Raw genomic sequence first — 21,370 nt, 5'->3', positions numbered from 1 at the left:
AAGACAGCTGTATCGTGGGGGTCGGCCTGCGGTACAGCTTATCTAGCGGCTTTCATATCTCTTTGTTTGGCCTTCCGAATCCGTTGATTGATCACTGTTTCTTACTGCGCCGGATGGTTATATTCCGTTTGTAGAAGCGCTTTTGTTAACACGTGCCTAACACTTGCGTGAGATTTTGGCGTTGCAGCAAAGTAACCTTTGCGCTGTTGACCGTCTCACTCCAATACTGCACTACCTGTCGTCATTTGCGGAGCTTTCATGCGGATTAGCGTTGGCGTTGCTGTTTCAATGCTGGTTGCCGTGTCCATCGGAGTATCGACGTTCCTCGTCCACTCCCTTTGGTGGAAGACGGCGCGTGATAACAGCCGTATGCTCGCAGCGGAGATCAACAGCCAAATCGCGAATACGGTCCGCATCGAGGTCGGTGTGACCCTCCAATCGGCCGAGGCCGCCTGGGCTGCCGTACGGACGATCTTCGTTCAAAACGTCATCGAGACTCGGCAGGCGGACAAGCGCGAGTTCGTCTTTCTGTCGCAATTGCAGGCGCAGCCCAACATATCGTGGATCTTCTTCGGGTGGCCTGACGGGAATTTCTTCGCATCGCACCGTCTTGGCGACGGCGGGCTTGAGATGATCGAGATCGACAAGAACATCCGGGACCGGATGTTGCGAAAGGATCGCTATATATTCATTCCCGGCGACATCCAGTTCGAAGAGCGGAGCTTTGCCGAGACAACTTATGACCCGCGCAATCATGCCTGGTTCGGAAACTTCATAGGTCTGCAATCGCAAGGCTGGATCGAAGCGCGTGACCTGCCGGGCAGTGAAAAGACCGTTTATGCCTTTGCGGGCCCGATCGACGTCAACCGGAGGCGGCAGGGTGTTCTGGCCGTCGCGATCGAGACAGACCGGCTGTCGCGCTTTCTGGCGACGCTCCATCCCGGGGAGTTTGGGGCGGCCTTCATCCTCGATGCCGATGGCAAGGTGATTGCCATTCCCGACGCAGAAGCGGATGAGACAACCCCGGCGCGTATGGGCGAAGGGGAATTGTACGAAGTCGCCATGATCTCGGGCGAGAAACTGCTGGGCGACCCGGATGAAAACACACCGGGCAGCCAGACAACGCGGGTCGTGATCGATGGCGTGCCCTACGCGGTGGCTCTGACGCCGCTGGGGTTCTATGGCTGGCGCGTGGCAACCGTTATTCCGGAAGCGGCCTTCCTGTCGGGAATCGATAAAACCCTGATCAACCTGATCTATATCCTGATCGGCGTTGTGGTTGTTGCAACCGGGCTGGCAATCTGGCTGGTCCGAAGGGTTGTCGCAAACCCATTAGCACGTATTGCCGAGGACTTGAGTAAGATCGAGCGGTTTGATGTCGAACGTATCTCGCGCAGACCCTCCAGACTGTCCGAGTTGGCAAACCTGTCCGCAGCCACGGCCAGCATGGCGGCGGGTCTGTCGGCTTTCAGAAAATATGTGCCCACTGATCTGGTTCGGATGCTGGTTGCTGAAGGTATCAAGACCGAGCCCGGGGGTGACATCAAACCCATCTCGGTTCTGTTCTGTGACGTTACCGGATTTACCGGCCTGTCCGAGAAACTCGGCCCTCAGATCGTTGAGTTGATGGAGCCCTTTTTCAGCGCAGCCTCGGCAGCGATTGCGCGCCATGATGGCACCATTGACAAGTTCATGGGTGATGCCGTGATGGCGTTCTGGGGCGCACCCCGCAAGGATGCCTGCCATGCCGAAAATGCCTGCTGCGCGGCGCTGGATCTTGTCGCCAAAGTCGAGGCGGCGGGCATCAAGGATGAGGCGGGTAACCCTCTGCGGGTTCGGATTGGATTGAATAGCGGTGAGGCGCTGGTCGGAAACATCGGGTCCGAGCAGCGGCTGAACTACACCGCGATTGGCGATGTGGTGAATGTCGCCAGTCGTTTGGAGGGAGCGAACAAGGAATACGGCACCATGATCCTGATTGGCCCCGAGACCCGGCGCGAGGCTGGCGATACAATCATCGTGCGCGAGCTGGATACGCTGACGGTGTTTGGGCGCAGTGAAGAACTTGTGGTTTATGAGCTGATCGCAATGTCCGATGATTTTGACGGATCATTGGCGTGGATCGAAGCCTATGAACAGGGACTGGAAGATTACCGGGCACGGCGGTTTGAGCAGGCCGTTGAAGCATTTGAAACCGCCGACCGGGCGCGAAACGGAGACCCGGCCTCGGTCGCGATGGGCGCGCGTGCCAAAGCCTTGTTGGATTCCCCCCCCGCACAGGACTGGCGTCCTGTTACCAACACGGAAAAGAACTGAAGCAAACGATGTCGGCAGGATTATCTCAGTACCTGCACCGATCTGAGTCGGTTCTTGGCAAAATCTATGAAGGCGCGGGTCTTTGCGGGGGCTCGTCGCCCCTCGACATGGACCAGATGGACGGGCAGTGGGGACGGTTCGTAGGCATCCAGCACCGATTGCAACGTGCCGGCCTCAAGGTCCGGTCCGATCTGGTAGGATAACACCCGACAGAGGCCCCATCCCTGACGCGCCACCGAAATCGCTGCTGCGACACTGCTCACCATGAGCCGGGGTTTGATGCGCACTGTCTCTTGCAGATCAGCGCCGAACCGCCAATCGGTCACCGGGCTAACGCCGGCAGCAGACACGATCTGGTGTGATTGCAGATCGGATGGGGTTTTCGGGGAGCCGTGCGCCTGGAAATAGGAAGGTGCACCGCAAATGACCCGGCGCACATGACCGACCCGGACGGCGGTTAATCCAGAGGGTGGCAGCTCACCAATCCGTACAGCCAGATCGATGCCCTCTTCGACCAGATCCACCACGCGATCAAGCATCAGGACATCAGCGGTCATACCTGGATGCTGATCAAGAAAATCTGTCAGAATGGGTGCTACATGAATGCGCCCGAATTCATTCGGGCAGGTGATGCGCAGTTGGCCCACCGGGTTTGAAGCGGCACCTCGGGCGGCGTCGTCGGCGGCCTGCAACTGCGCCAGAATGTGCCTTGCGTCTTCCAGATAGGCTTGCCCGACCTCAGTCAGGCGCACGCGGCGGGTTGTGCGGGTGAACAGACGTGCGCCCAGCCGTTCTTCAAGCGCGTTGACCCCGCGGGTGGCCGAGGGCGCACTGAGTCCCAATTTGCGCGCGCCGCCTGCAAAGCTTTCAGCATCGGCAACAGCGATGAACATCTCTAGGGTTTGAATGCGGTCCATTGCTATCAAATTTCAAAATAATGACTTTCCAAAGCAGTATATTCCTTTGATTGGCGACGTAAACTAGCTATTTGGCCACCCGTTCACACCAAAATGGATTGGATCATGAGCACAGAACCCCCACGCCAACCCGTCCCGCCCTTTACCGAGGAAACCGCCAGGCAGAAGGTTCGCTTGGCCGAGGATGGCTGGAATGGTCGTGACCCGGCCAAGGTTGCGCTGGCCTATACGCCGGACACCGTTTGGCGCAACCGCGCAGAATTCCCGAAGGGGCGCGAACAGGTTCAGGAGTTTCTGACCCGCAAGTGGAACAAGGAACTGGATTACCGCCTGATCAAAGAGCTGTGGGCTTATTCGGGTAACAGGATCGCGGTGCGCTATGCCTATGAATACCACGATGACAGCGGCAACTGGTTCCGTGCCTATGGGAACGAGAATTGGGAGTTCGACGCCAATGGTTACATGGCTCATCGCCATGCATCGATCAACGAGCTTCCCATCGCCGAAGAAGACCGCAAATTCCGCTGGCCTCTGGGTCGTCGCCCCGACGATCACCCGGGTCTCAGCGACCTTGGACTTTAACTATAACAGGATACTATGATGACACCTATCAAACTCTACCGTAATCCCAAATCAGGCCATTGCCACCGGGTTGAACTGATGCTGGCGCTGTTGGACCTGCCTTATGAAACCATTGATCTCGACATGGCCAATGGTGCGCATAAAGCGCCGGACTATCTGAAGATCAGCCCGTTTGGCCTGGTGCCTGCGATTGACGATGGCGGCTATACCCTGGCGGATTCCAACGCGATCCTTGTGTATCTGGTTCAAGCATATGCGGCGGACTCGCATTGGATGCCGGCGGATGCAAAAACCGCGGCCGAGGTTCAGCGTTGGCTGTCCGTTGCAGCGGACAATGTCTATTCCGGCCCTTGCGCCGCACGTCTTGTCAAGGTGTTCGGGGCGCCGCTGGATCACGACGCGGCGGTGGCCAAGGCCCATACTCTGTTCAAAGTGATGGAGGCACATTTGGCGGGTCGTGACTGGCTGGCTGCCGATACGATCACCATCGCGGATGTAGCGGGCTACAGCTATATCGCGCATGCCCCCGAAGGCGGTGTGGATCTGGCGCCTTATCCTAACATTCGCAGTTGGCTGGCCCGGATTGAATCGCAGCCCGGTTTCGTCGGCATGGCGACCTCGCCCATCCCTGAACTTGCTTGACGCGCTGAGGCCGGTGCCAAGGCACTGGCCTCTTATTTCCGGAGGACCGGTGAAATGAACCAGAAAGCCGCAGACACTCCCTTTCATGCAGGAGAACGCGCCGCGCAAGAGCGTGCAGGCGTTGGTGATATCTCGAAATGGGCTGGTGGGTTCATCCGGGATTACATGCCCGAACAACATCGGGAATTCTACGCCTCGCTGCCGTTTCTGGTCTTGTCCGGCCAGGATTTGACCGGCTCGACATGGGTTACCCTGATTGATGGGCCCGAGGGTTTCATCCGCTCGCCAGACCCACAAGGTCTGACCTTGGGCACCATAGCCCAAGCGCAAGATCCTCTGTTCAGTGCCTTTGCGGCAGGAACGGATGTGGGACTTATCGGGATCGAACTCTCCGACCGTCGGCGCAATCGGCTCAGCGGTCACCTGCGCCGATCCGATGGCGGCTATGCTATCGATATCCGGCAGACCTTCGGCAATTGCCCGCAATATATCCACGAGCGCGTCTGGCGGCGCGTCGAAAACCAACCGGGCGAAGCCCGGCATTCAGAAATATTGACCCCGGATCAGATCGCCCTGATTGCCAGGTCCGAAACGATGTTTATCGGGTCCGGACATCAGCAAGGGGTGGACAAGCCTTCGCGTGGCTTTGATGCATCGCACCGTGGTGGTGCGCCAGGGTTTGTTCAGGTCAAAGACCCACAGCGCCTGCGGATACCGGATTACGCGGGGAACAATTTCTTCAATACGATTGGCAATCTAATCGCCGATCCGCGGATCGGGCTGGTCTTTGTCGATTTCGAAACCGGCAGCTTGCTGCATATTACCGGTCGCGCAAGTATCGATTGGCACCCGACCGACGCCAATGATGATGACGCATGGCGGATGATCGACGTCACAGTCAAGGCCGTCATCGAGCGCCCGAATGCATTGGCTCTGCGTTGGTCGAAGCAAGATCAGACCCGCCGGTTCACGGTCACACGACGTGTTCCCGAGGCTCAGGGCATCACGTCTTTCCACCTGAGCCCGTCTGACGGCAAACCGGTCTGGCCGTTCGTCGCTGGGCAGCATCTGCCCATATCCGTCGAAATCCCCGGCCAGCCTGAGGCGGTGAAGCGCAGCTATTCATTATCCGGCGATCCGAGTGCCGCGGACAGTTATCGACTGACGATCAAACGAGAGCCCAAAGGCTTGGTTTCGCGTTTCTTGCACGATGATTTGGCCGAGGGGGCCGAGATCATCGCGTCCGAACCTTCTGGTGATTTCATCGCTCCCTCAGGTGATCAGCCATTGGTTTTGGTCAGTGCAGGGGTTGGGATGACGCCAATGATGGCAATGCTACACGGAGATTTTGCCGACGGGCATGATCGACCGTTGTGGTTTGTGCATGGTGCCAGAAATAGTTCTGAACATGCGCTGCGAAAAGAGACCGGGCAACTGGTTGATCAATTGCCGAATGCGCAGGCGCTGATCTTCTATAGTCAGCCAGATGCGACCGACATTCTCGGTAGTGACTATCAGGTTCATGGACGTATCACGCCGCAAACGCTTGTGGATCTGAACGCCGGGCCGGATGCGCTCTATCTGCTGTGCGGACCGGGGCCGTTCCTGTCGGAGATCAAGACCGGGTTGGAGGCGCTGGGCATTCCAGCGCAGAACATCCAGTTCGAAGTATTCGGGCCAACAGGGCAAAGCACGTAACCTTGTCGGCTACGTCCTTTGGCGTTGGGTCAGCTCCAGTTTCTTGCGCAGCGGGCTGCTGTTTTTCACGATAACGGCATCAACTTTCCCTGCCAGACCCTTGATCGTGATCCCCCCGGTCTGACCTAGCATGTTGGGGATGCCTAGGCCGCACAGCTCATGCACGTATATCGAATATACGATAACGGCCTCCGAGGTGCGGGTAATGGTCTCGAATGCATCGGCGACCAGTGAAACGGTCCCAATCGCGGTGACCGGGCTGGGCGCAATCTGGTCCGAGCTTTTGCCCACGCGCCCAATCACGGCGCGCCCGGAATGGATGCCGATGCCGATCTTCAGCGGTGCAGAGAGGTTCCTGGGGAGCTTGCCTTCGGTGCCCTCAACCAATTCCTGACATCGCGCGGCAGCGTAAAGCGCGGATCGTGCAGCTTCGGCTTTATGGGTCTCAAGCCCGAAAACTGCCGTCAGCCCATCATTGGTAAACTTGTCGATATGTCCGTTCTGGGCCTCGATCTGCTCAACCATCAGATCAAGCAACTGGTTGAGCACGAAAACGACGTCATAGGGCAGAGTCTTGTCCACGAATGGGCGGAAGTCTTTGATCTTGAGTTGCAATACACAGACTTCACGCTCGATGCCCCAGCCGAAGGGGTCCGTTTGCAGCGGGGTCGAGACGGCGCGTCGAGGTTGAATGATTGGACGGATACTGACATCGCCAACCACGCGGGCCTGACAAGCCAGCCGCATGTTCGGCTCGGCATTGATCTTGTCCAGCAGCTTGCGCTCGGCTGGACCTACGGGGCTGAGCCCGCCCTGATCGGACATCACAACGACCCTGCAGGTCGAGCAGCGCGCACGTCCGCCGCAGACCGACATATGGGTGATGCGATTGTCCCGACTAACATCCAGCAGGGTTTTGCCGGGGGCCGTATTCACGGTCAGTCCGTTTCCATAGGTGACCTGCACCTGACGGCGGGTACTTTGTACGATGTACAGGATCACAAAGAATATCAGCAAGCAGCTGAGGATAATGGCAACCCAACCCTGTGCGATGGCCTGATACTCTGACACCGCGTCACGCACTGTAGCCACCCGCGCGGCCAAATCGACGGCTTCGGGTCCTTCAGGTGTCAGGCTCAGCCGCAATGCCTCGCGTTTGGCGGCGGTCATCCATCCGGCCACGGCGACGATAGGTACGGCGATGGCGAAGGGCAGAAGGATTAACAGCCCGTCCTTGTACCAAGGTTTCGGTCGCAACCAGAAATGAATACCGATAAGGCCATGAACCCAGACCAGCAGCAAAAGTGCGTTCTGTTTGATGGCGGAGACAGGCCAGAGCAGCGATAGCTCTTGCAGATAGGTCACCGGGACACCTGTCACCAGTTCAGAGCCGCGCGTGACGATGATGTGGCTGACCAGCCAGTATGGGATGGCCAGCCCCAGCGCGATCTGGAACCAGCGCCAGAACGGCATTTTCAGACTGCGGATGCTCAAAATACTCCACGCGCCCAGCAAGATATGAACCGCGAACGCTCCATAGAGCAGGATTGTTCCGGGGAACGAGCTCCAGATCGCGGACATGACGGACAGCATGCTGTCCATCCAGCGCAATGAGACCAGCCCAAGCCCGTGATTGATGAAATGGCCGGTTGCATAGACCAGCAAAATCAGACCGGACCAAAGCCGTACCTGCTGCGACACGCTCCCCCGACCGTTGGCTTTGATATCCCTGCGATTGATCGCCATCTGCCGCGCCCGTCCTCTGATTCAGCGGTTTTCGATCGCCGCTGAAGTAAACACGTGTGGCGACAGATGTATTCTGGTCGAGCGCTCCTCTTGGTTCACGTTCGGGTGTAGTGTGTGCGTGTGTTGCGTCGATCTGAGATCAGGTTGGATCGTCGCCCGGCTGGGGGTCCTTATAGCGATTGAGATCCAGTATTCCCGCCTGAACCGCATCCTGCCGAACCATAGCATCTTGTACCTGATCGCTCAGCGCCCAAAAATCGGGGCTCGTTCGGCGTATGCCGAAGGTTTCAATCAGTTGCATCCAATCGGCGTCGGATTTCACAGCCAGCAGGGTGTCGACAAAACTGTCGATCTGAGCCAGTTCGACGTTGAAAAAGAAGTTCGGATAGCTGCCGATTAATCCCGGCAGGATTGTCAGCCGATCGGATTGCGGATCGCGCCGGTGTGCCTCGTTAAACAGAAACGCCACGTTGTCATGCGCTTTGTCGTGGATCAGCGAGAAAACCTGTGGTGTGTCCGCGCCATCTTCGACTAACAAAATCGAAAGATCGGGCAGGAATTGCACCCAGTTCCCCGACTGATCGGCAAGCGGACGCAGGTGGCGTTCCAGATCCGAGGCGCTTTCCGAAGGCGCGCAGTTCGGGCTATCGCATCTATTGATCGGGTCGGTCAGGGGCCAAAGCCCGGCACCGCGATCAAGCAACGCCAGAAGAAATTCTTGCTTTGGGCTTTCCGTGTCAAAGGTGATCCCCGTCGGAAAACTGCCGTCGACATGGCGGCGGTGCCAATAGGTATGAATCTCACTGAACGCGCCCTTATACCAGCTTCGGTGTATCCGGGGCCGTACAGCTCTTGGCAGGAAAGTCAGGAAAGTGTCCTCGCTCTCCATACGCAGTTCATCCATATAAAGCCGCGTTGTCAGCTGATGCTCGACACGGCCGAAGACATCGTAGCCAGCCACCAGATTGTAGTAGATACGCTCAAAAATCGGATAGTCGATCACCCACGCAGTCTCGGGGATTGAGCCATGAAGTCCGGTCATTGCCGAGGCGTTGTCGAAATGGCGGAATACGGTGATCAGGGCGTTCGGATTGGTGCCGCCGCCGTCCCAGATCGCATCATAACCCAAGCCGGTTCTGTGCGCCTCACTTTGCCCATAGAGTGCGTCGCGGAACTTGAGGTATTGCACCTGATTTTTGTGCGAGACCCCCTGCAACTGATCCAGTGTTCCACCTTCACTGGTTGAGACAGGCAATTCGAGATATCCGGCACCATCCGCAAGATAGCTTGGGTCCGTAACAGACAGGTCTGCATCAGGGTCCAGAAAGCTGACCCAGAAACGATCTTCAATGACATCGACCGCCGTTTCGCCGTGACAGACCGGGCCGCGAATGAAGCTGCGTACAAAAAACAGCGCGTCGTCGAGCAGGAACTGATAGCGACTGCGCGGTGGAATATCGGCAAATGTGGTGAATGGATTCCCGCCCTCGCTTTCGCCGTATCCGGGCAGGCCCGAGGGTGCCCAGTCGGGCTGAAGGAACAAGCTTTGGTATCGCGTCATGCGCGCCGGGCTCAGGGGGTAGACCAGGTGCTCTTTGTGCACGATCGTTTCCGTAATGGGCTGAAGCCGGTAATAGAAGGTCGCAGTACCAGGATCATCGAACGGGCGGCGGGTCGCGATCACGTCAATCTCGTCACCTGTGGGCGTGCGCGAGCGTACGAGCTGGAAAAACCTGCTTGCGCTGTCCCCTTCAAAGTGCAGTCGAGCCAGAAAGAGGTGCTCGTATATATACCGGCTCATCAATTGACTGCGCAGATCGGGACCGTTCAGAAAGCCCTCCCATTCGGTGACTTGCCCTTGAATGTCGTGGGGGATGTTCTCGGGGATCGCGGTCGCTGGTGCGCCGACGCGTATCCATGATGTCAGCAGGGCGTAGTCTTGGTCACTCAACGGGGCGGTTGCATACGGCATTCCAGCCAGCGGGTGGGCCTTGCGGAAATCATCGAACTCGTCTGGTGTCGGACAAACAAGGGGCCGGTCCAACGCGAGGCCGAGCGCATCCGGGACCGGTTCGTTTGGCGACAGGCTGCTGTTGCGCCCGAGATCGAGATACCGTTCAAGCAATCCGGGCGTGACCGGGTGAAACCCGAGCCCGCGCCATTCCGAAGCGGACTGCGCATCTATCCCCAGCCGCGTGGGCTGCGCATCCGAGAGGCGTTCGGTGTGATAAACCGCCTGTTTGCTGCCGCCACGCAACAGACCTTCATCCGAGGTTAGTTTCAGCTGACAAGGCGCGTCATAGCAGCTGTGACAAACCACACAGCGTCGATCCAGAACAGTGCGTACATCGGTCCAATCGTTGGTGGCCTGTGTTTGGGCGCGGGCTTCTGATCCGGGATGAGACCACAACGAAAAAATGGCGACCAACCCCATCAGAATCGTCCATCTCCGCAGCGCTTTAGACATCAGTGCGTTATCCCATAGAATTGGTTCTCAATACCTCCGTAAGATGGCGTGTAGACTGCGCGCCTGTCGAGTCTGTAGATCACAAGCTTTTTGCTTTCGACACCGCGCACCACGCATGCAAAGAGCTAAAATTCAGATCGTCTGGCAAAGGCGGATCATGGGCGTAACTTAGTGAAAGAAGACTGCCTGGTCGGATGGGAGGTCCATGAAATCTTGGGACAAGATTAAGTGCTTGTCGCGGGTGGTGAATCCCGGGCTGCTCGACACTGCTATCGACCCGCATCTTATGATTTACCAATGGGCACGGCGGAACGTGTTGGTGTTCTGGCCCTGGAGGATGAACATGATCGCTTGGGAGCCCAGCCGTCGATACGATCTAGGCGCAGCTTTGGCGGCACCTGAAATCCCGGATCAAATTAAGGCTTAGGTGAAGCTAAAAGCCACTCAGCATTCGACGTTCGTTATGGTGCAAGGTCGCATGGTCGACCTCGCACCTCTGGCGGATGCTGCACTTGTTGGAGGGATCTTGTTTGCCTTTGATCAGTCTGCCCTGACGGCGGCCTGAGTGAAAAGCGCCCGGCGAATTAACCGGGCACCAAATGCAATCAGAGACCCCATTTCTTGCGGTTTTCTTCGAAGAATCCCTGCGCCTCCTTCACCTCGATCCAGTTGTTAACGTAGTTGATCCAAACCTGATCAGCCTGCGGAAGGATCATCGCGATGGGCGACGGAGAGCGGGGACCGGCGTTCTTGACGCGCACGACAGGGAACTTTTGTTCCAGCGTCGACCCTTCGATGTTCGAAGTGATGAACACATCCGCGCGCCCGGCGATCACTTCCTGAAAACCGCGGGCCGGGGCTTCGACCACTTTGATCTCGGCATTCGGGAACCACTCGCGCACCCGTTTCTCGAAGGTGGTACCCAAGGTTGTGGCAACGGTCACACCTGGTTGGTTGATCGACTCGTAGCCATCAAACTTGTCCGCCTTGTCTTTGGTCGTATAGGGGAACAACTCCACCGCGATGTAGCTGTCTGAGAAACCGGCGACCTTCATCCGCGGCGGTGAGATCGAGGCCGAGCCGGTCAGGTGATATTTCCCCGCCACCACACCATTCACCAGTGTTTTCCAGTCGGTGGGTACATATTCGACCTCAACACCCAGATCAGCCGCGAGCTCGTTCATGATGTCGATGTCGTAACCTTTGTAGCTGTTGGTCGCCGGGTCACGCAGTGACATCGGGTTCCAGTCGCCAGTTGTGCCGACCTTCAGAACGCCGGAATCCAGAACCTCGTTCAGAGCTGATTGTGCCTGTGCTGCGCCGGACAATACCAGTCCAAGCGCGGCTGCTGCCGCAGCTTTCAAAAAAGTGTTCATCAATCTCTCCTGTTGGTGGCGTTTCGGCCTTGATGCCGTGTTCTTTGTTGATTTAAGCGCAAAGAGAAAGATAACCTCAAGAAAATATTCAACTAAGACTGAAATAGGGGCAGGCCAGCCAATGCCAGACGCCGCCATCGAACTTGTGAACGTGAACAAATGGTTCGACACCTTTCATGTTCTCAAGGATATCAACCTGACGGTCGGAAGCGGCGAAAAGGTGGTGATCTGCGGACCCTCCGGATCGGGTAAGTCGACCGTTGTCCGTTGTATCAACCAATTGGAAAAGCATCAGAAAGGCACGATCCGGGTTGATGGCGTCGAGCTGACGAATGACCCCAAGTCGGTTGCTGCGATCAGTTCCGAAGTCGGAATGGTCTTTCAGCAATTCAACCTTTTTCCGCACCTGAGCGTGCTGGAGAACTTGACGCTGGGACCGATCAAGGCCCGGGGGTTAAGCCGGAAAGAGGCGGAAGAAAAAGCCCGCCATTACCTTGAGCGGGTGCATATTCCAGATCAGGCAGACAAGCGGCCCATTCAATTGTCGGGCGGCCAGCAGCAGCGTGTCGCCATAGCACGCTCGTTGTGCATGGAACCCCGTGTGCTGCTGTTTGATGAACCGACTTCGGCACTTGACCCCGAGATGATCTCGGAGGTTCTGGATGTGATGGTCGAACTGGCGCAGGAAGGTATGACCATGGTCGTCGTCACCCATGAGATGGGCTTCGCCCGGAAGGTGGCCGACAAGATGATCTTCATGGATGCGGGCGAGATTGTAGAGGAAGGGCACCCCGAGCACTTCTTTACCAATCCGCAATCCGAGCGGTGCCGTAAATTCCTCAGTCAAATTCTGCAGCATTAGGTGGGGCCGATGAGAAAACTATTTCTGATATCGCCGCTGCTGTTGCTGGCAGGCTGCTCATCTTCCCAGACCTGGGGCTGGTATGTCATCAATCCGACAACGGACTCGGGCTGGACGAATGTCAAATTCCTGATTTCCGGGATGGGCTCGACGATCCTGATCTCGTTGATCGCCGCCGTCCTTTCAATCGTGATTGGCCTGTTGGTAGCTTTGCCAGGGTTGTCCGAGAAACGGGGTTGGCGGCTGGTCAACCGGGTCTATGTCGAGTTCATTCGCGCCATTCCCCTGCTGCCGATGTTGTTCTGGGTGTTTTATGGTTTGCCCATCGTGTTCCAGTCGATGGGGATGAACGTGCCCATCGATCCGTTCTGGGGCGCGATTATCACTCTGGCGATCTCTGACAGTGCCTTCACGGCCGAGATTTATCGCGCAGGTATCCAATCCATCGCCCGCGGACAGCGCGAGGCGGCGCAGACCGTCGGGCTGAACTATGTGCAGACCATGCGCTATGTGATCCTGCCGCAGGCGATCCGGCGTATCCTGCCACCGCTGGCGAACCAGTTTATTTACATTGTGAAGATGAGTGCCTTTGCCAGCGTCATCGGAATGCAGGAACTGACCCGACGAGCGAACGAGCTGGTGGTGACGGAATACCGCCCGCTGGAAATCTATACACTGCTGATCTTTGAATACCTGGTCCTGGTTCTGATCATCAGTGCAGGCGTGCGCTGGTTGGAACGCCGCATGGGCGCGGATGAGCGCGGATAAGGAGTAAGTGATGAACTGGAAAGATTTCATGGCCGAGACCGAGGCCAATATAGGGGCTTTCTCGAAAGAGGTACCCGAAACCGTGCGCGGATTCGGCATCATGGGCAAGGCGGCCAAGACCGATGGTGCGCTGAGCGAAAAGACCAAGGAGTTCATGGCGCTTGGCATCGCGATCGCCACTCGCTGCGACAGTTGCATCGGGTTTCATGTTAAATCGCTGGTCCGGCTGGGCGCGACGCGTGACGAGCTGTGCGAGGCGCTGGCGATGGCGACTTATATGGGCGGAGGGCCGTCCTATGCCTACAGCGCCAAGGCGCTAAAGGCCTATGACGTGTTTTCGGAGTAAGCCTAATGCCTCCTGATCTGGCCGGTGCTGAGGGGATTATCCGAGACAGCAGGTACGTCGCTGGCCGGTCTGAGGACTTTGGCCGCGAACTCAGCGCTGTGCGGATATTCGACGATGAGATCGTGATCTATCGCGACGCTGAGGGCATGGCTATTACGCTCAAGGATGCCTGCTCGCACCATAAGCTGCCTTTGTCTCGCGGGACCATTACAGAAGCGGCAGGCTGATCAGGACACGCTGAGCCTGCCATGGGAACCCTGTCCCATAGTCCGCGCCGTTGCATCAAAAACCGTTTTGACGCCGGGGTATGTCTCTGGATCTGGGCGCCACCCGGGATGCATTCTGGATTCAGCCCCCATATCACGATCCCTTCAACGCGGATGGTTGGGTCCAGAATGTTCAGCGAAATCTCACCCAGCGCGTAATGCCCGCGGGTGTGGAAGTGCAGTGGTCGCGGGTTGCCAAAGGTCGAGCCGCTCCACTTATCGAAATTCTGATGCGTGGAGGCAGAATAGGCACGGCTCGGATGAATCCCGGCATGCCAAGAATGCATGGTCAGCGGGTCGAGCTCGAACATCTTACCGATTTTTTGCATAATGCATCTCGGCGCTATGCACATCCATCGGGTGGCCCGGGAAACCCAGCGGGCGGCTGCTTTCGAACTGAACTGCCAAGGGCTCGCGCAGCTCCCACCCATAGAGTTCGTAGAATTTCGAGCTGGTTCCAAGCAAAAATCCGTCCTGCATGACCATGCCCGATACCCCTACGTTTGCACCGGTGCAAAGACGGATATCGAGGACCCTCGAAGTCAATCAGGTCTGTGCTTATTTCAACTACTCAAACCGTTTGTTGAACGGCCTAGGGGCAACAACAGAAAACGATGTGATCGGGTATTACAAAGGCGACGAATGAGGGTTCGCGCGTGTCGGGCCCCGGTTTTATCCGGTTGTTTCCGAATGCTTTTCATCCTGAACGCGTCGGACGAAGTCCATGAACGCGCGGATGACCTTCACCTCGTGGCGCTGGGTCATATAGATCATGCTTTCGCCCATTTGCAGATCGACATCTGCCAGTTCGATCTGGCGCAATCGGTCATCGCGCCCGAACTCCGCGCGTGAGACAAAGCCGATGCCCGCCCCCGAGGCCACCAGTTCGCGGACTGCTTCGCGCCCTTCGGCGACGATGGCGGGTTTCAGGGTGACTTTTCTGCGGCGCGCCTCTTCCTCAAGTTTCTGACGGGTTTTGGAACCTTGTTCGCGAAAGATAAGTGGCAGTTTCTTGAGCTCTTTGAACGACAGTGATGTTTTTGAAAGTGGCAGCACTCCGTGCCCGGCAAAGGCGACGATGTTGGTGGCACCCAGATTGAGCATCGTCATGTCGCTGCCCGGTGAAGGGCTGCCCACAATACCGATTTCGGCATTGTAAGCTCGCAGCTCTTCCAGGATTTCATTCGTATTTCCGGATCGAACCATGATCGTGATGTTGGGGTACATCGCACGAAATGGGCCCAGGTAATCCGTCAGGTGATGGGCCGAGTCAGCGATGATCCGTAATTCGCCGTCGATCGATGCTTTCGATTCCGACAGGTAGTCCTCGATCTGACTTTCGATTTCAAAGTATTGCTTGGTAAAGCGAAACAACTTCTCGCCCTCAGGTGTCAAAGAAACGCGTCTGCGTTCGCGCTGAAACAGCAGCAGATCGTGATCCTGTTCCAGCTTTCGCACTTGCTCTGAGACTGCAGGTTGGGTCAGAAACAACGCTTCGGCCGCAGTCGAGAACCCACCATGGAGCGCAACATTGTGGAAGGCTTTGAGCTGACTGTGGCGCATTGGATCCTCGTGGGTATAGCTATAAGAATTTCTTATGTTTTGCTTGATATTGGAGATTTTACATATGGGAGACTGGCTTGCAAATGGTTGATTTGAGCTGAGTATGGCAGAGATGCGCGGGCCGTTTTGGAACAACAGCGGCCCGGTTTCATCAATCGACGATACAGCGTGAGTGCAGCGCCTGATGTTCAGCCGCAATGGCTACTTGGATTTCAGCGCATCCCGAAGTGCGTCGCCAAAGGCGCTGTTTTGCGTGCTGTGGTCTGGCTTTCCACTCCGAACGCTCTTGGGTTTGCCATGAGGCGCGGGTTTGCGCGGCCCGCGCGCGGCTTTATCTTCGCGCGCCGAGGCACCACCATCCTTGCGCATCGTCAACCCGATGCGTTTGCGGGGTACGTCCACCTCAACCACTCGTACTTTGACGACCTGACCGGTCTTGACCACTTCATGCGGGTCTTTGACGAAACGGTCGGCCAACTGACTAACGTGTACCAATCCGTCCTGATGCACGCCGATATCTACGAATGCGCCGAAGGCAGCGACGTTTGTGACGGTGCCTTCAAGAACCATGCCGGGTTTCAAATCAGTGATTTCCTCGACCCCGTCCGTGAACGAAGCGGTCTTGAAGCTGGGCCGCGGATCCCGGCCCGGTTTTTCCAGCTCGGCAAAGATATCGCGCACGGTCGGCAGGCCGAATGTATCATCAACAAACTGTTCGGCCCGCAGCCCTTTCAGGGCTCCATCATGGCCCATGATCTGTCGAATATCGCGCCCACATGCGGCGACAACGCGGCGGGCGACGTCATAAGCCTCGGGGTGGACGGATGAGGCGTCCAGCGGTTCCGCCCCTTCGCGGATACGCAAGAAGCCTGCGCATTGCTCAAAGGCACGGGGGCCAAGTCGCGCCACCTTCAGCAGGTCTTTGCGCGCGGTGAAGGCCCCGTTGATGTCGCGATGGGTCACGATGGCTTCGGCCAAACCGGGCCCGAGGCCCGAAACGTGCGACAGCAGGGGCGCTGAGGCGGTGTTCAGATCGACGCCCACTGCGTTCACGACGTCTTCGATCACCGACTCCAGCGATTGAGACAGGCGGTGCTGGTCCACATCGTGCTGGTATTGGCCTACACCGATGCTTTTGGGTTCGATCTTCACCAGCTCGGCGAGTGGGTCTTGCAGACGGCGGGCAATCGAGACCGCGCCGCGCAGCGAGACATCGAGATCCGGGAACTCACGTGCCGCCAGTTCCGAGGCCGAATAGACCGAGGCCCCGGCTTCGGACACGACAACTTTGGTGGGTGCCTTGACCGTTTTGGGCAGCAGCGCGAGTGTGTCAGCCACCATCCGCTCGGTCTCGCGGCTGGCGGTGCCGTTGCCGATGGCGATCAGCTCGATCTTGTGGGCGGCAATCAGGTTTAGGATGGCGGCTTGGGCTCCGCGCAGGTCGTTCTTGGGTTGGAACGGATAAAGCGTATCAGTTGCCACGACCTTTCCAGTTTCATCCACAACAGCGGCCTTGACGCCGGTGCGAATGCCCGGGTCCAGACCCAGCGTCGCGCGCGCGCCTGCAGGGGCGGCAAACAGCAAATCCTTAAGATTGCGCGAAAACACCTGAATCGCCTCATCCTGCGCGCGGCTGCGCAGATCGGCCATCAGTTCGACCATCATCGAAAGCGACAGTTTCACGCGCCAGGTCCAGCCGGCAACTTTGCGCAACCATTTGTCACCGGGGCCATCACCGCTTGTATGCAGATGGGCAGCGACCATCGCCTCAGCCCGCGCGGCACCGGCTTCGGGCTCGGGCGCGATATCCAGCGTTACAATCCCCTCTTTCGAGGCGCGCAGCATCGCCAGCGCCCGATGCGAAGGGGTTTTGGCCCAAAGCTCGGTATGATCGAAATAGTCGCTGAACTTCGCGCCTTCCTGTTCTTTCCCTTCGATCACCTTGGCGGTCAACAATGCCTCGCGCTGCATGAAATTGCGCAGCTCTCCCAAAAGTGCAGCATTCTCGGTCAGCCGCTCGGTGATGATGTCGCGTGCTCCGTTCAGGGCGTCCCTGGTGTTCGGGACGGCGTCGCCCAAATACCCTTCGGCCAATGCTTCGGGATCTGCCGAGCGCTCTGCCAGAATGGCATCGGCAAGCGGTTCAAGGCCATTTTCACGGGCGATCATAGCTTTGGTTCGACGTTTGGGCTTGTAAGGCAGGTAGATGTCTTCCAGCTGCGCCTTGGTCTCGGCCTGCGCGATGGATTTGATCAGATCATCGGTCAGCTTTCCTTGATCCTTGATCGAGTTCACAATCGCTTCGCGCCGGGCCTCAAGCTCGCGCAGATAGGTCAGCCGGTCGGACAGGGTACGCAACTGTGTGTCATCCAACCCGCCGGTCGCCTCTTTGCGGTAGCGCGCGACAAAGGGCACCGTTGCCCCCTCATCCAGCAATTTGACCGCGGCCCCTACCTGTTCCGGGCGGGCATTGATCTCGGTGGCGATGGTGCGGGCGATGCGGTCCAAAGGGGCCTCCTGACAGACGGTTGGGGGACCGTCTTAGCCAGAGGGGCAGGCGAGGGGAAGGGGGTTTCAGTCATAAACCCCGCTCTGCACGAAAACTGCACGAGTGCTGCGCGGCGATCTGCACCTAAGGCCACCAGACAAAGGCTGCACCATAACAAAAAGGAGCAGTGATATGGGACAGTTCATCGTGCGCGGAGTTCCCGCGTCGGTTTTGCAGGACAGCTGGTGGTTTGATGCGCCCGAGCAGAAAGGCAACAGGAGCGACGGCAGCTTGGGGCCGGGCAAACGCCACGCGGTCGGAGGATTGGCAGTTCTTGTTGCGCTAGCGGATGTATTGTTTCTGGATTATGCGCCGGGGGTGTCGCTGGCCGTATTCGCGCTGGCTGTGGCGGGCGTCATATGGGTGCTTCTGGGCAGGCGCACCGGGTTGACCGGGCCTGCGGTTTTGTTGGTCCTGAGCGTTCTGCCGGTCGTGGAATATGTGCAGGCCCTATCGGTTGCTTTCCTGTTGGGCGGTTCGACTGTTGCGTTGTGTTGGGCTGTTTTGGGCCAATGGAGTGGCGCGTCTTATCGAAGATTTCTGTCGCAAGTCCCGTTTCTCGCCATCCGCCAGGCAATTGAAGCGATCCGGCATAGTCAGACGGTATCGCGTGCTGACGGAGCGATTTTGAGATTGCTGCGGGCTTGGGGTTTCCCGGTTGGCGGAGCTTTGATCCTGATCTCTCTCATGGTCTCGGCAAATCCGGTATTGTCAGATTGGCTTGATAGGCTGTGGCGCTTCGACCTCCGGTTTGACCGGGTTCTGTTCTGGCTCGGGGCTTCGATGGTGATCTGGCCGTTTCTGGCCGTGGCAATACAGCCCGGCTTGCTGGCCCCGCGTGTTGGACCTCAACGCAGCCGGTCTCTGCCCGGGTTTGGTTTGAATGCCGGGTCCGTGGCCAATGCGCTGATAACATTCAATCTGCTGCTGGCAGTTCAAACGATCATGGATGTGGCGTTTCTTTGGGGAAATGCAGAGCTTCCCGAGGGGATGGGCCACGCAGAATATGCCCATCGCGGCGCTTATCCTCTGCTGGCGACCGCATTGTTGGCTGGGGCCTTCGCATTGGCTGCCCGCCCGTTTCTGGCTGAGCGGCAGGGTCTGACCCGTTGGATGATGCTGTGGTTAGGTCAGAACGTGTTGCTGGTGATCTCGTCCCTCATGCGCTTGTCTCTATATGTCGAGGCTTACGGGCTTACCTATCTGCGGGTACATGCAGCGATCTGGATGGCATTGGTGGCCGCCGGGCTGTGTTTGACTGGATGGCAAATCTTGCGGGGCAAATCGAACCGGTGGCTGCTGGTGCGATCTGCCGGGTTGGGGTTCGGTGTGCTCTATGCCTGCTGTTTCGTGAACTTTGCAGCGCTGATCGCGCGCGAGAACCTGAACCATCCGCAGCGTTACGACGCATATTATGTCTGTCGGCTTGGCCCAATGGCCGCCGCAGAGCTCGCGCGCTCTCCGCGCCCAACAGGCTGTTCCGCATGGACCCCACAGATCACCAATTGGCGGGAATGGGGGTTTCGCGCGGATCGAGTGATCCGTAATCTGACCACCGAAGCGAAGCCGGAGGCATCTGATGAAAATCCTCGTCGTGGATGACGACCCGCGCCTGCGCGAGCTGGTCTCGATTACGCTGGAACGCGCGGGCTATCAGGTTGTCACCGCCCGCGACGGGCAAATGGCGCTGACCCATGCCATGCGCGAAGCCCCCGATCTGGTGGTGCTGGATGTCGGGTTGCCCGAGTTGGATGGCCTTGAGGTCTGTCGCAAGCTACGCGCGCGCTCAGAAGTGCCGATCCTGTTCCTGACGGCTCGCGATGATGAGGTTGATCGGATTCTGGGTCTCGAGCTTGGGGCGGATGACTACGTCACCAAACCCTTTAGTCCGCGCGAATTGGTGGCGCGGATCAAGGCGATCCTGAAACGCAGCACGACCCGAGGTGTGATGGCCATTCTGCGCCATGGTCCGGTCGAACTGGATGCTTCAGGTCATTCCGCCAAGCTCGATGGGGCACCGCTGACCCTGACCGCGACCGAGCTATCGATCCTGCGCCGCCTGATGCAAACGCCCGAGGCAATCGTCTCGCGCCCGCAATTGATTGATGCGATCTACGGTGCGGGCAGCGCGATTGCGGACCGAACGCTGGATAGCCATCTGCGCAACTTGCGCCGCAAACTGGGCGAAAACGGTTGGGCCAGCGCCATCGAAACCGTGCATGGCATCGGCCTACGGATGGGCGCATGGCCGAGCTGAGGCGCAAGTGGCGCCCATCGTTGGGCTTTGTGCTTGGCGGCGCACTGGCGGGAACGCTGGTTCTGTCGTTGCTGGGCCTCATCGCGTTGCGCTATCTTGGCCCCGAGGTCGGCTTTCGCAACGCGGCAGTCTTGTTGGCGGGCCTGATTGGACTGGCCACCGGCGTACTGGGATATCTGTTGGTGCGCTTGTTGCTTCGGCCGATTTCGGCATTAGCCGCCTATTCCGGGGCGGTCGAGCGTGGTCAACGCACGGACCCGCCTCGGCACTATGGCACGCAGGAACTGTCCCGTCTGGCCGGCTCGGTTCTCGGTATGGCTCAAACTCTGCAACGACGTGAAACCTCGATCCGCAGTTTCGCCGACCATGTCACGCATGAGCTGAAAACACCGGTAACCTCGATCCGCGCAGCGGCGGAGTTGCTGGAGGAGGCCAAGGGGCTAGCGGATCAAGACCGTGCGTTGCTGCAACAGATTCTGGGTGCCAGCGATCAGATGCAAACCCAGCTCAGCGCCCTCAACCGTGTCGCTGCCGCACGGGCACCAGAGCATCACGGAACATGTACGCTGGCAGAGCTTGCAGAAGATCTGCGTGCACGTTTCCCGGACCTGCCCCTTCGGTTTGAAAGCGTTGACGAACGTCTGCCGCTGGCCGCATCAGGCCTGCAAGTGGTTTTACAGCAATTGTTGGACAATGCCTGCCGCCACGGGGCGGGTCAGGTGGTGCTCAGCGCGGCGCCGGGACAATTGATCGTACAGGATGATGGTCCGGGGATCTCCGAGGGCAACCGGGACCGGATTTTTGCGCCTTTCTTCACGACGGCTCGCGAACAAGGGGGCACAGGCATGGGTCTGGCAATCGCGGAAAATCTTCTGAGGGCACATGGCGCGCAGATCTCGTTGATACCTTCAGAGAGCGGAGCACGGTTTGAGATCGTGTTCGCGATGTCGTGAACAGAGATTTCGCGGCACGTATCGTACATAGCCCCGCAACCAGTTGTTATAGGTTGGGAATCT

Annotated in this window: 18 protein-coding genes; 11 read left to right on the top strand and 7 right to left on the bottom strand. The window is 58.0% G+C overall.

Features of this window, described 5'->3' with window-relative positions; translation table 11 throughout:
* Positions 1 to 258 precede the first annotated feature (258 nt).
* Complete coding sequence (locus tag ACR0AZ_RS11045; RefSeq protein WP_480667451.1) at positions 259 to 2,316, top strand: adenylate/guanylate cyclase domain-containing protein; 2,058 nt, start codon at positions 259 to 261, stop codon at positions 2,314 to 2,316.
* A gap of 20 nt (positions 2,317 to 2,336) precedes the next feature.
* Here the strand turns inward: ACR0AZ_RS11045 and ACR0AZ_RS11040 are convergent, their stop codons facing one another.
* Complete coding sequence (locus ACR0AZ_RS11040) at positions 2,337 to 3,233, bottom strand: LysR family transcriptional regulator (protein ID WP_480667450.1); 897 nt, start codon at positions 3,231 to 3,233, stop codon at positions 2,337 to 2,339.
* A gap of 105 nt (positions 3,234 to 3,338) precedes the next feature.
* On the opposite strand from ACR0AZ_RS11040, the gene ACR0AZ_RS11035 reads away from it, so the two are divergent.
* From ACR0AZ_RS11035 to ACR0AZ_RS11025, 3 genes are read left to right on the top strand one after another with little or no spacing between them, the layout of a single operon-like run.
* Positions 3,339 to 3,815: a nuclear transport factor 2 family protein gene (locus ACR0AZ_RS11035; protein ID WP_480667449.1), complete on the top strand. Its 477-nt coding sequence runs from the start codon at positions 3,339 to 3,341 to the stop codon at positions 3,813 to 3,815.
* A gap of 18 nt (positions 3,816 to 3,833) precedes the next feature.
* Entirely contained in the window at positions 3,834 to 4,457 is a 624-nt protein-coding gene (locus tag ACR0AZ_RS11030) for a glutathione S-transferase family protein (protein WP_480667448.1), read from the top strand.
* A 54-nt stretch (positions 4,458 to 4,511) separates the two neighbouring features.
* Positions 4,512 to 6,155, top strand: coding sequence for an FAD-binding oxidoreductase (locus ACR0AZ_RS11025; protein ID WP_480667447.1), 1,644 nt, complete (start codon positions 4,512 to 4,514; stop codon positions 6,153 to 6,155).
* A 9-nt stretch (positions 6,156 to 6,164) separates the two neighbouring features.
* Here the strand turns inward: ACR0AZ_RS11025 and ACR0AZ_RS11020 are convergent, their stop codons facing one another.
* The 3 genes from ACR0AZ_RS11020 to ACR0AZ_RS11010 all read right to left on the bottom strand — a co-directional run bounded on the left by ACR0AZ_RS11020 (position 6,165) and on the right by ACR0AZ_RS11010 (position 11,744).
* Positions 6,165 to 7,901 (bottom strand): adenylate/guanylate cyclase domain-containing protein, encoded by a 1,737-nt coding sequence (locus ACR0AZ_RS11020; RefSeq protein WP_480667446.1) that lies wholly within the window; start codon positions 7,899 to 7,901, stop codon positions 6,165 to 6,167.
* A 139-nt stretch (positions 7,902 to 8,040) separates the two neighbouring features.
* Positions 8,041 to 10,368 (bottom strand): fatty acid cis/trans isomerase, encoded by a 2,328-nt coding sequence (locus ACR0AZ_RS11015; protein ID WP_480667445.1) that lies wholly within the window; start codon positions 10,366 to 10,368, stop codon positions 8,041 to 8,043.
* A 605-nt stretch (positions 10,369 to 10,973) separates the two neighbouring features.
* Positions 10,974 to 11,744 carry a transporter substrate-binding domain-containing protein gene (locus ACR0AZ_RS11010; RefSeq protein WP_480667444.1) on the bottom strand — a complete coding sequence of 257 codons (771 nt, stop codon included), beginning with the start codon at positions 11,742 to 11,744 and terminating at the stop codon, positions 10,974 to 10,976.
* A gap of 121 nt (positions 11,745 to 11,865) precedes the next feature.
* Here ACR0AZ_RS11010 and ACR0AZ_RS11005 point away from each other — a divergent pair, with 121 nt between their 5' ends.
* From ACR0AZ_RS11005 to ACR0AZ_RS10990, 4 genes are read left to right on the top strand one after another with little or no spacing between them, the layout of a single operon-like run.
* Positions 11,866 to 12,606, top strand: coding sequence for an amino acid ABC transporter ATP-binding protein (locus ACR0AZ_RS11005; RefSeq protein ID WP_480472411.1), 741 nt, complete (start codon positions 11,866 to 11,868; stop codon positions 12,604 to 12,606).
* A 9-nt stretch (positions 12,607 to 12,615) separates the two neighbouring features.
* Positions 12,616 to 13,374 (top strand): amino acid ABC transporter permease, encoded by a 759-nt coding sequence (locus ACR0AZ_RS11000; protein WP_480472413.1) that lies wholly within the window; start codon positions 12,616 to 12,618, stop codon positions 13,372 to 13,374.
* Positions 13,375 to 13,384: 10 nt separating this feature from the next.
* On the top strand, positions 13,385 to 13,720 hold the full coding sequence (locus ACR0AZ_RS10995) for a carboxymuconolactone decarboxylase family protein (protein WP_480472415.1): 336 nt from the start codon (positions 13,385 to 13,387) through the stop codon (positions 13,718 to 13,720).
* A gap of 5 nt (positions 13,721 to 13,725) precedes the next feature.
* On the top strand, positions 13,726 to 13,947 hold the full coding sequence (locus tag ACR0AZ_RS10990) for a Rieske 2Fe-2S domain-containing protein (RefSeq protein ID WP_480472417.1): 222 nt from the start codon (positions 13,726 to 13,728) through the stop codon (positions 13,945 to 13,947).
* 351 nt (positions 13,948 to 14,298) lie between these two features.
* On the opposite strand, the gene ACR0AZ_RS10985 is transcribed toward ACR0AZ_RS10990, so the two are convergent.
* From ACR0AZ_RS10985 to ACR0AZ_RS10975, 3 genes are all read right to left on the bottom strand, one after another.
* Positions 14,299 to 14,466, bottom strand: a complete 168-nt coding sequence (locus tag ACR0AZ_RS10985) for a hypothetical protein (RefSeq protein ID WP_480472419.1) — start codon at positions 14,464 to 14,466, stop codon at positions 14,299 to 14,301.
* A 192-nt stretch (positions 14,467 to 14,658) separates the two neighbouring features.
* Entirely contained in the window at positions 14,659 to 15,549 is an 891-nt protein-coding gene (locus ACR0AZ_RS10980) for a LysR substrate-binding domain-containing protein (protein WP_480667443.1), read from the bottom strand.
* Between the two features lie 201 nt (positions 15,550 to 15,750).
* Positions 15,751 to 18,057, bottom strand: coding sequence for a Tex family protein (locus tag ACR0AZ_RS10975; protein ID WP_480667442.1), 2,307 nt, complete (start codon positions 18,055 to 18,057; stop codon positions 15,751 to 15,753).
* A gap of 172 nt (positions 18,058 to 18,229) precedes the next feature.
* Between ACR0AZ_RS10975 and ACR0AZ_RS10970 the strand changes: the two genes are divergently transcribed.
* From ACR0AZ_RS10970 to ACR0AZ_RS10960, 3 genes are read left to right on the top strand one after another with little or no spacing between them, the layout of a single operon-like run.
* Positions 18,230 to 19,699: a DUF4153 domain-containing protein gene (locus ACR0AZ_RS10970; RefSeq protein WP_480667441.1), complete on the top strand. Its 1,470-nt coding sequence runs from the start codon at positions 18,230 to 18,232 to the stop codon at positions 19,697 to 19,699.
* Entirely contained in the window at positions 19,677 to 20,354 is a 678-nt protein-coding gene (locus ACR0AZ_RS10965) for a response regulator transcription factor (protein ID WP_480472426.1), read from the top strand. Before ACR0AZ_RS10970 ends, ACR0AZ_RS10965 begins: the two co-directional genes overlap by 23 nt.
* Positions 20,342 to 21,307 carry a sensor histidine kinase gene (locus ACR0AZ_RS10960; protein ID WP_480472428.1) on the top strand — a complete coding sequence of 322 codons (966 nt, stop codon included), beginning with the start codon at positions 20,342 to 20,344 and terminating at the stop codon, positions 21,305 to 21,307. The genes ACR0AZ_RS10965 and ACR0AZ_RS10960 overlap by 13 nt, the downstream gene beginning before the upstream one ends.
* Positions 21,308 to 21,370 lie beyond the last annotated feature (63 nt).

The sequence above is a fragment of the Ruegeria sp. BE3 genome (genome assembly GCF_056538865.1).
The sequence above is the reverse complement of the archived record's forward strand: the minus strand, read 5'-3'. Positions and strand labels throughout refer to the sequence as shown.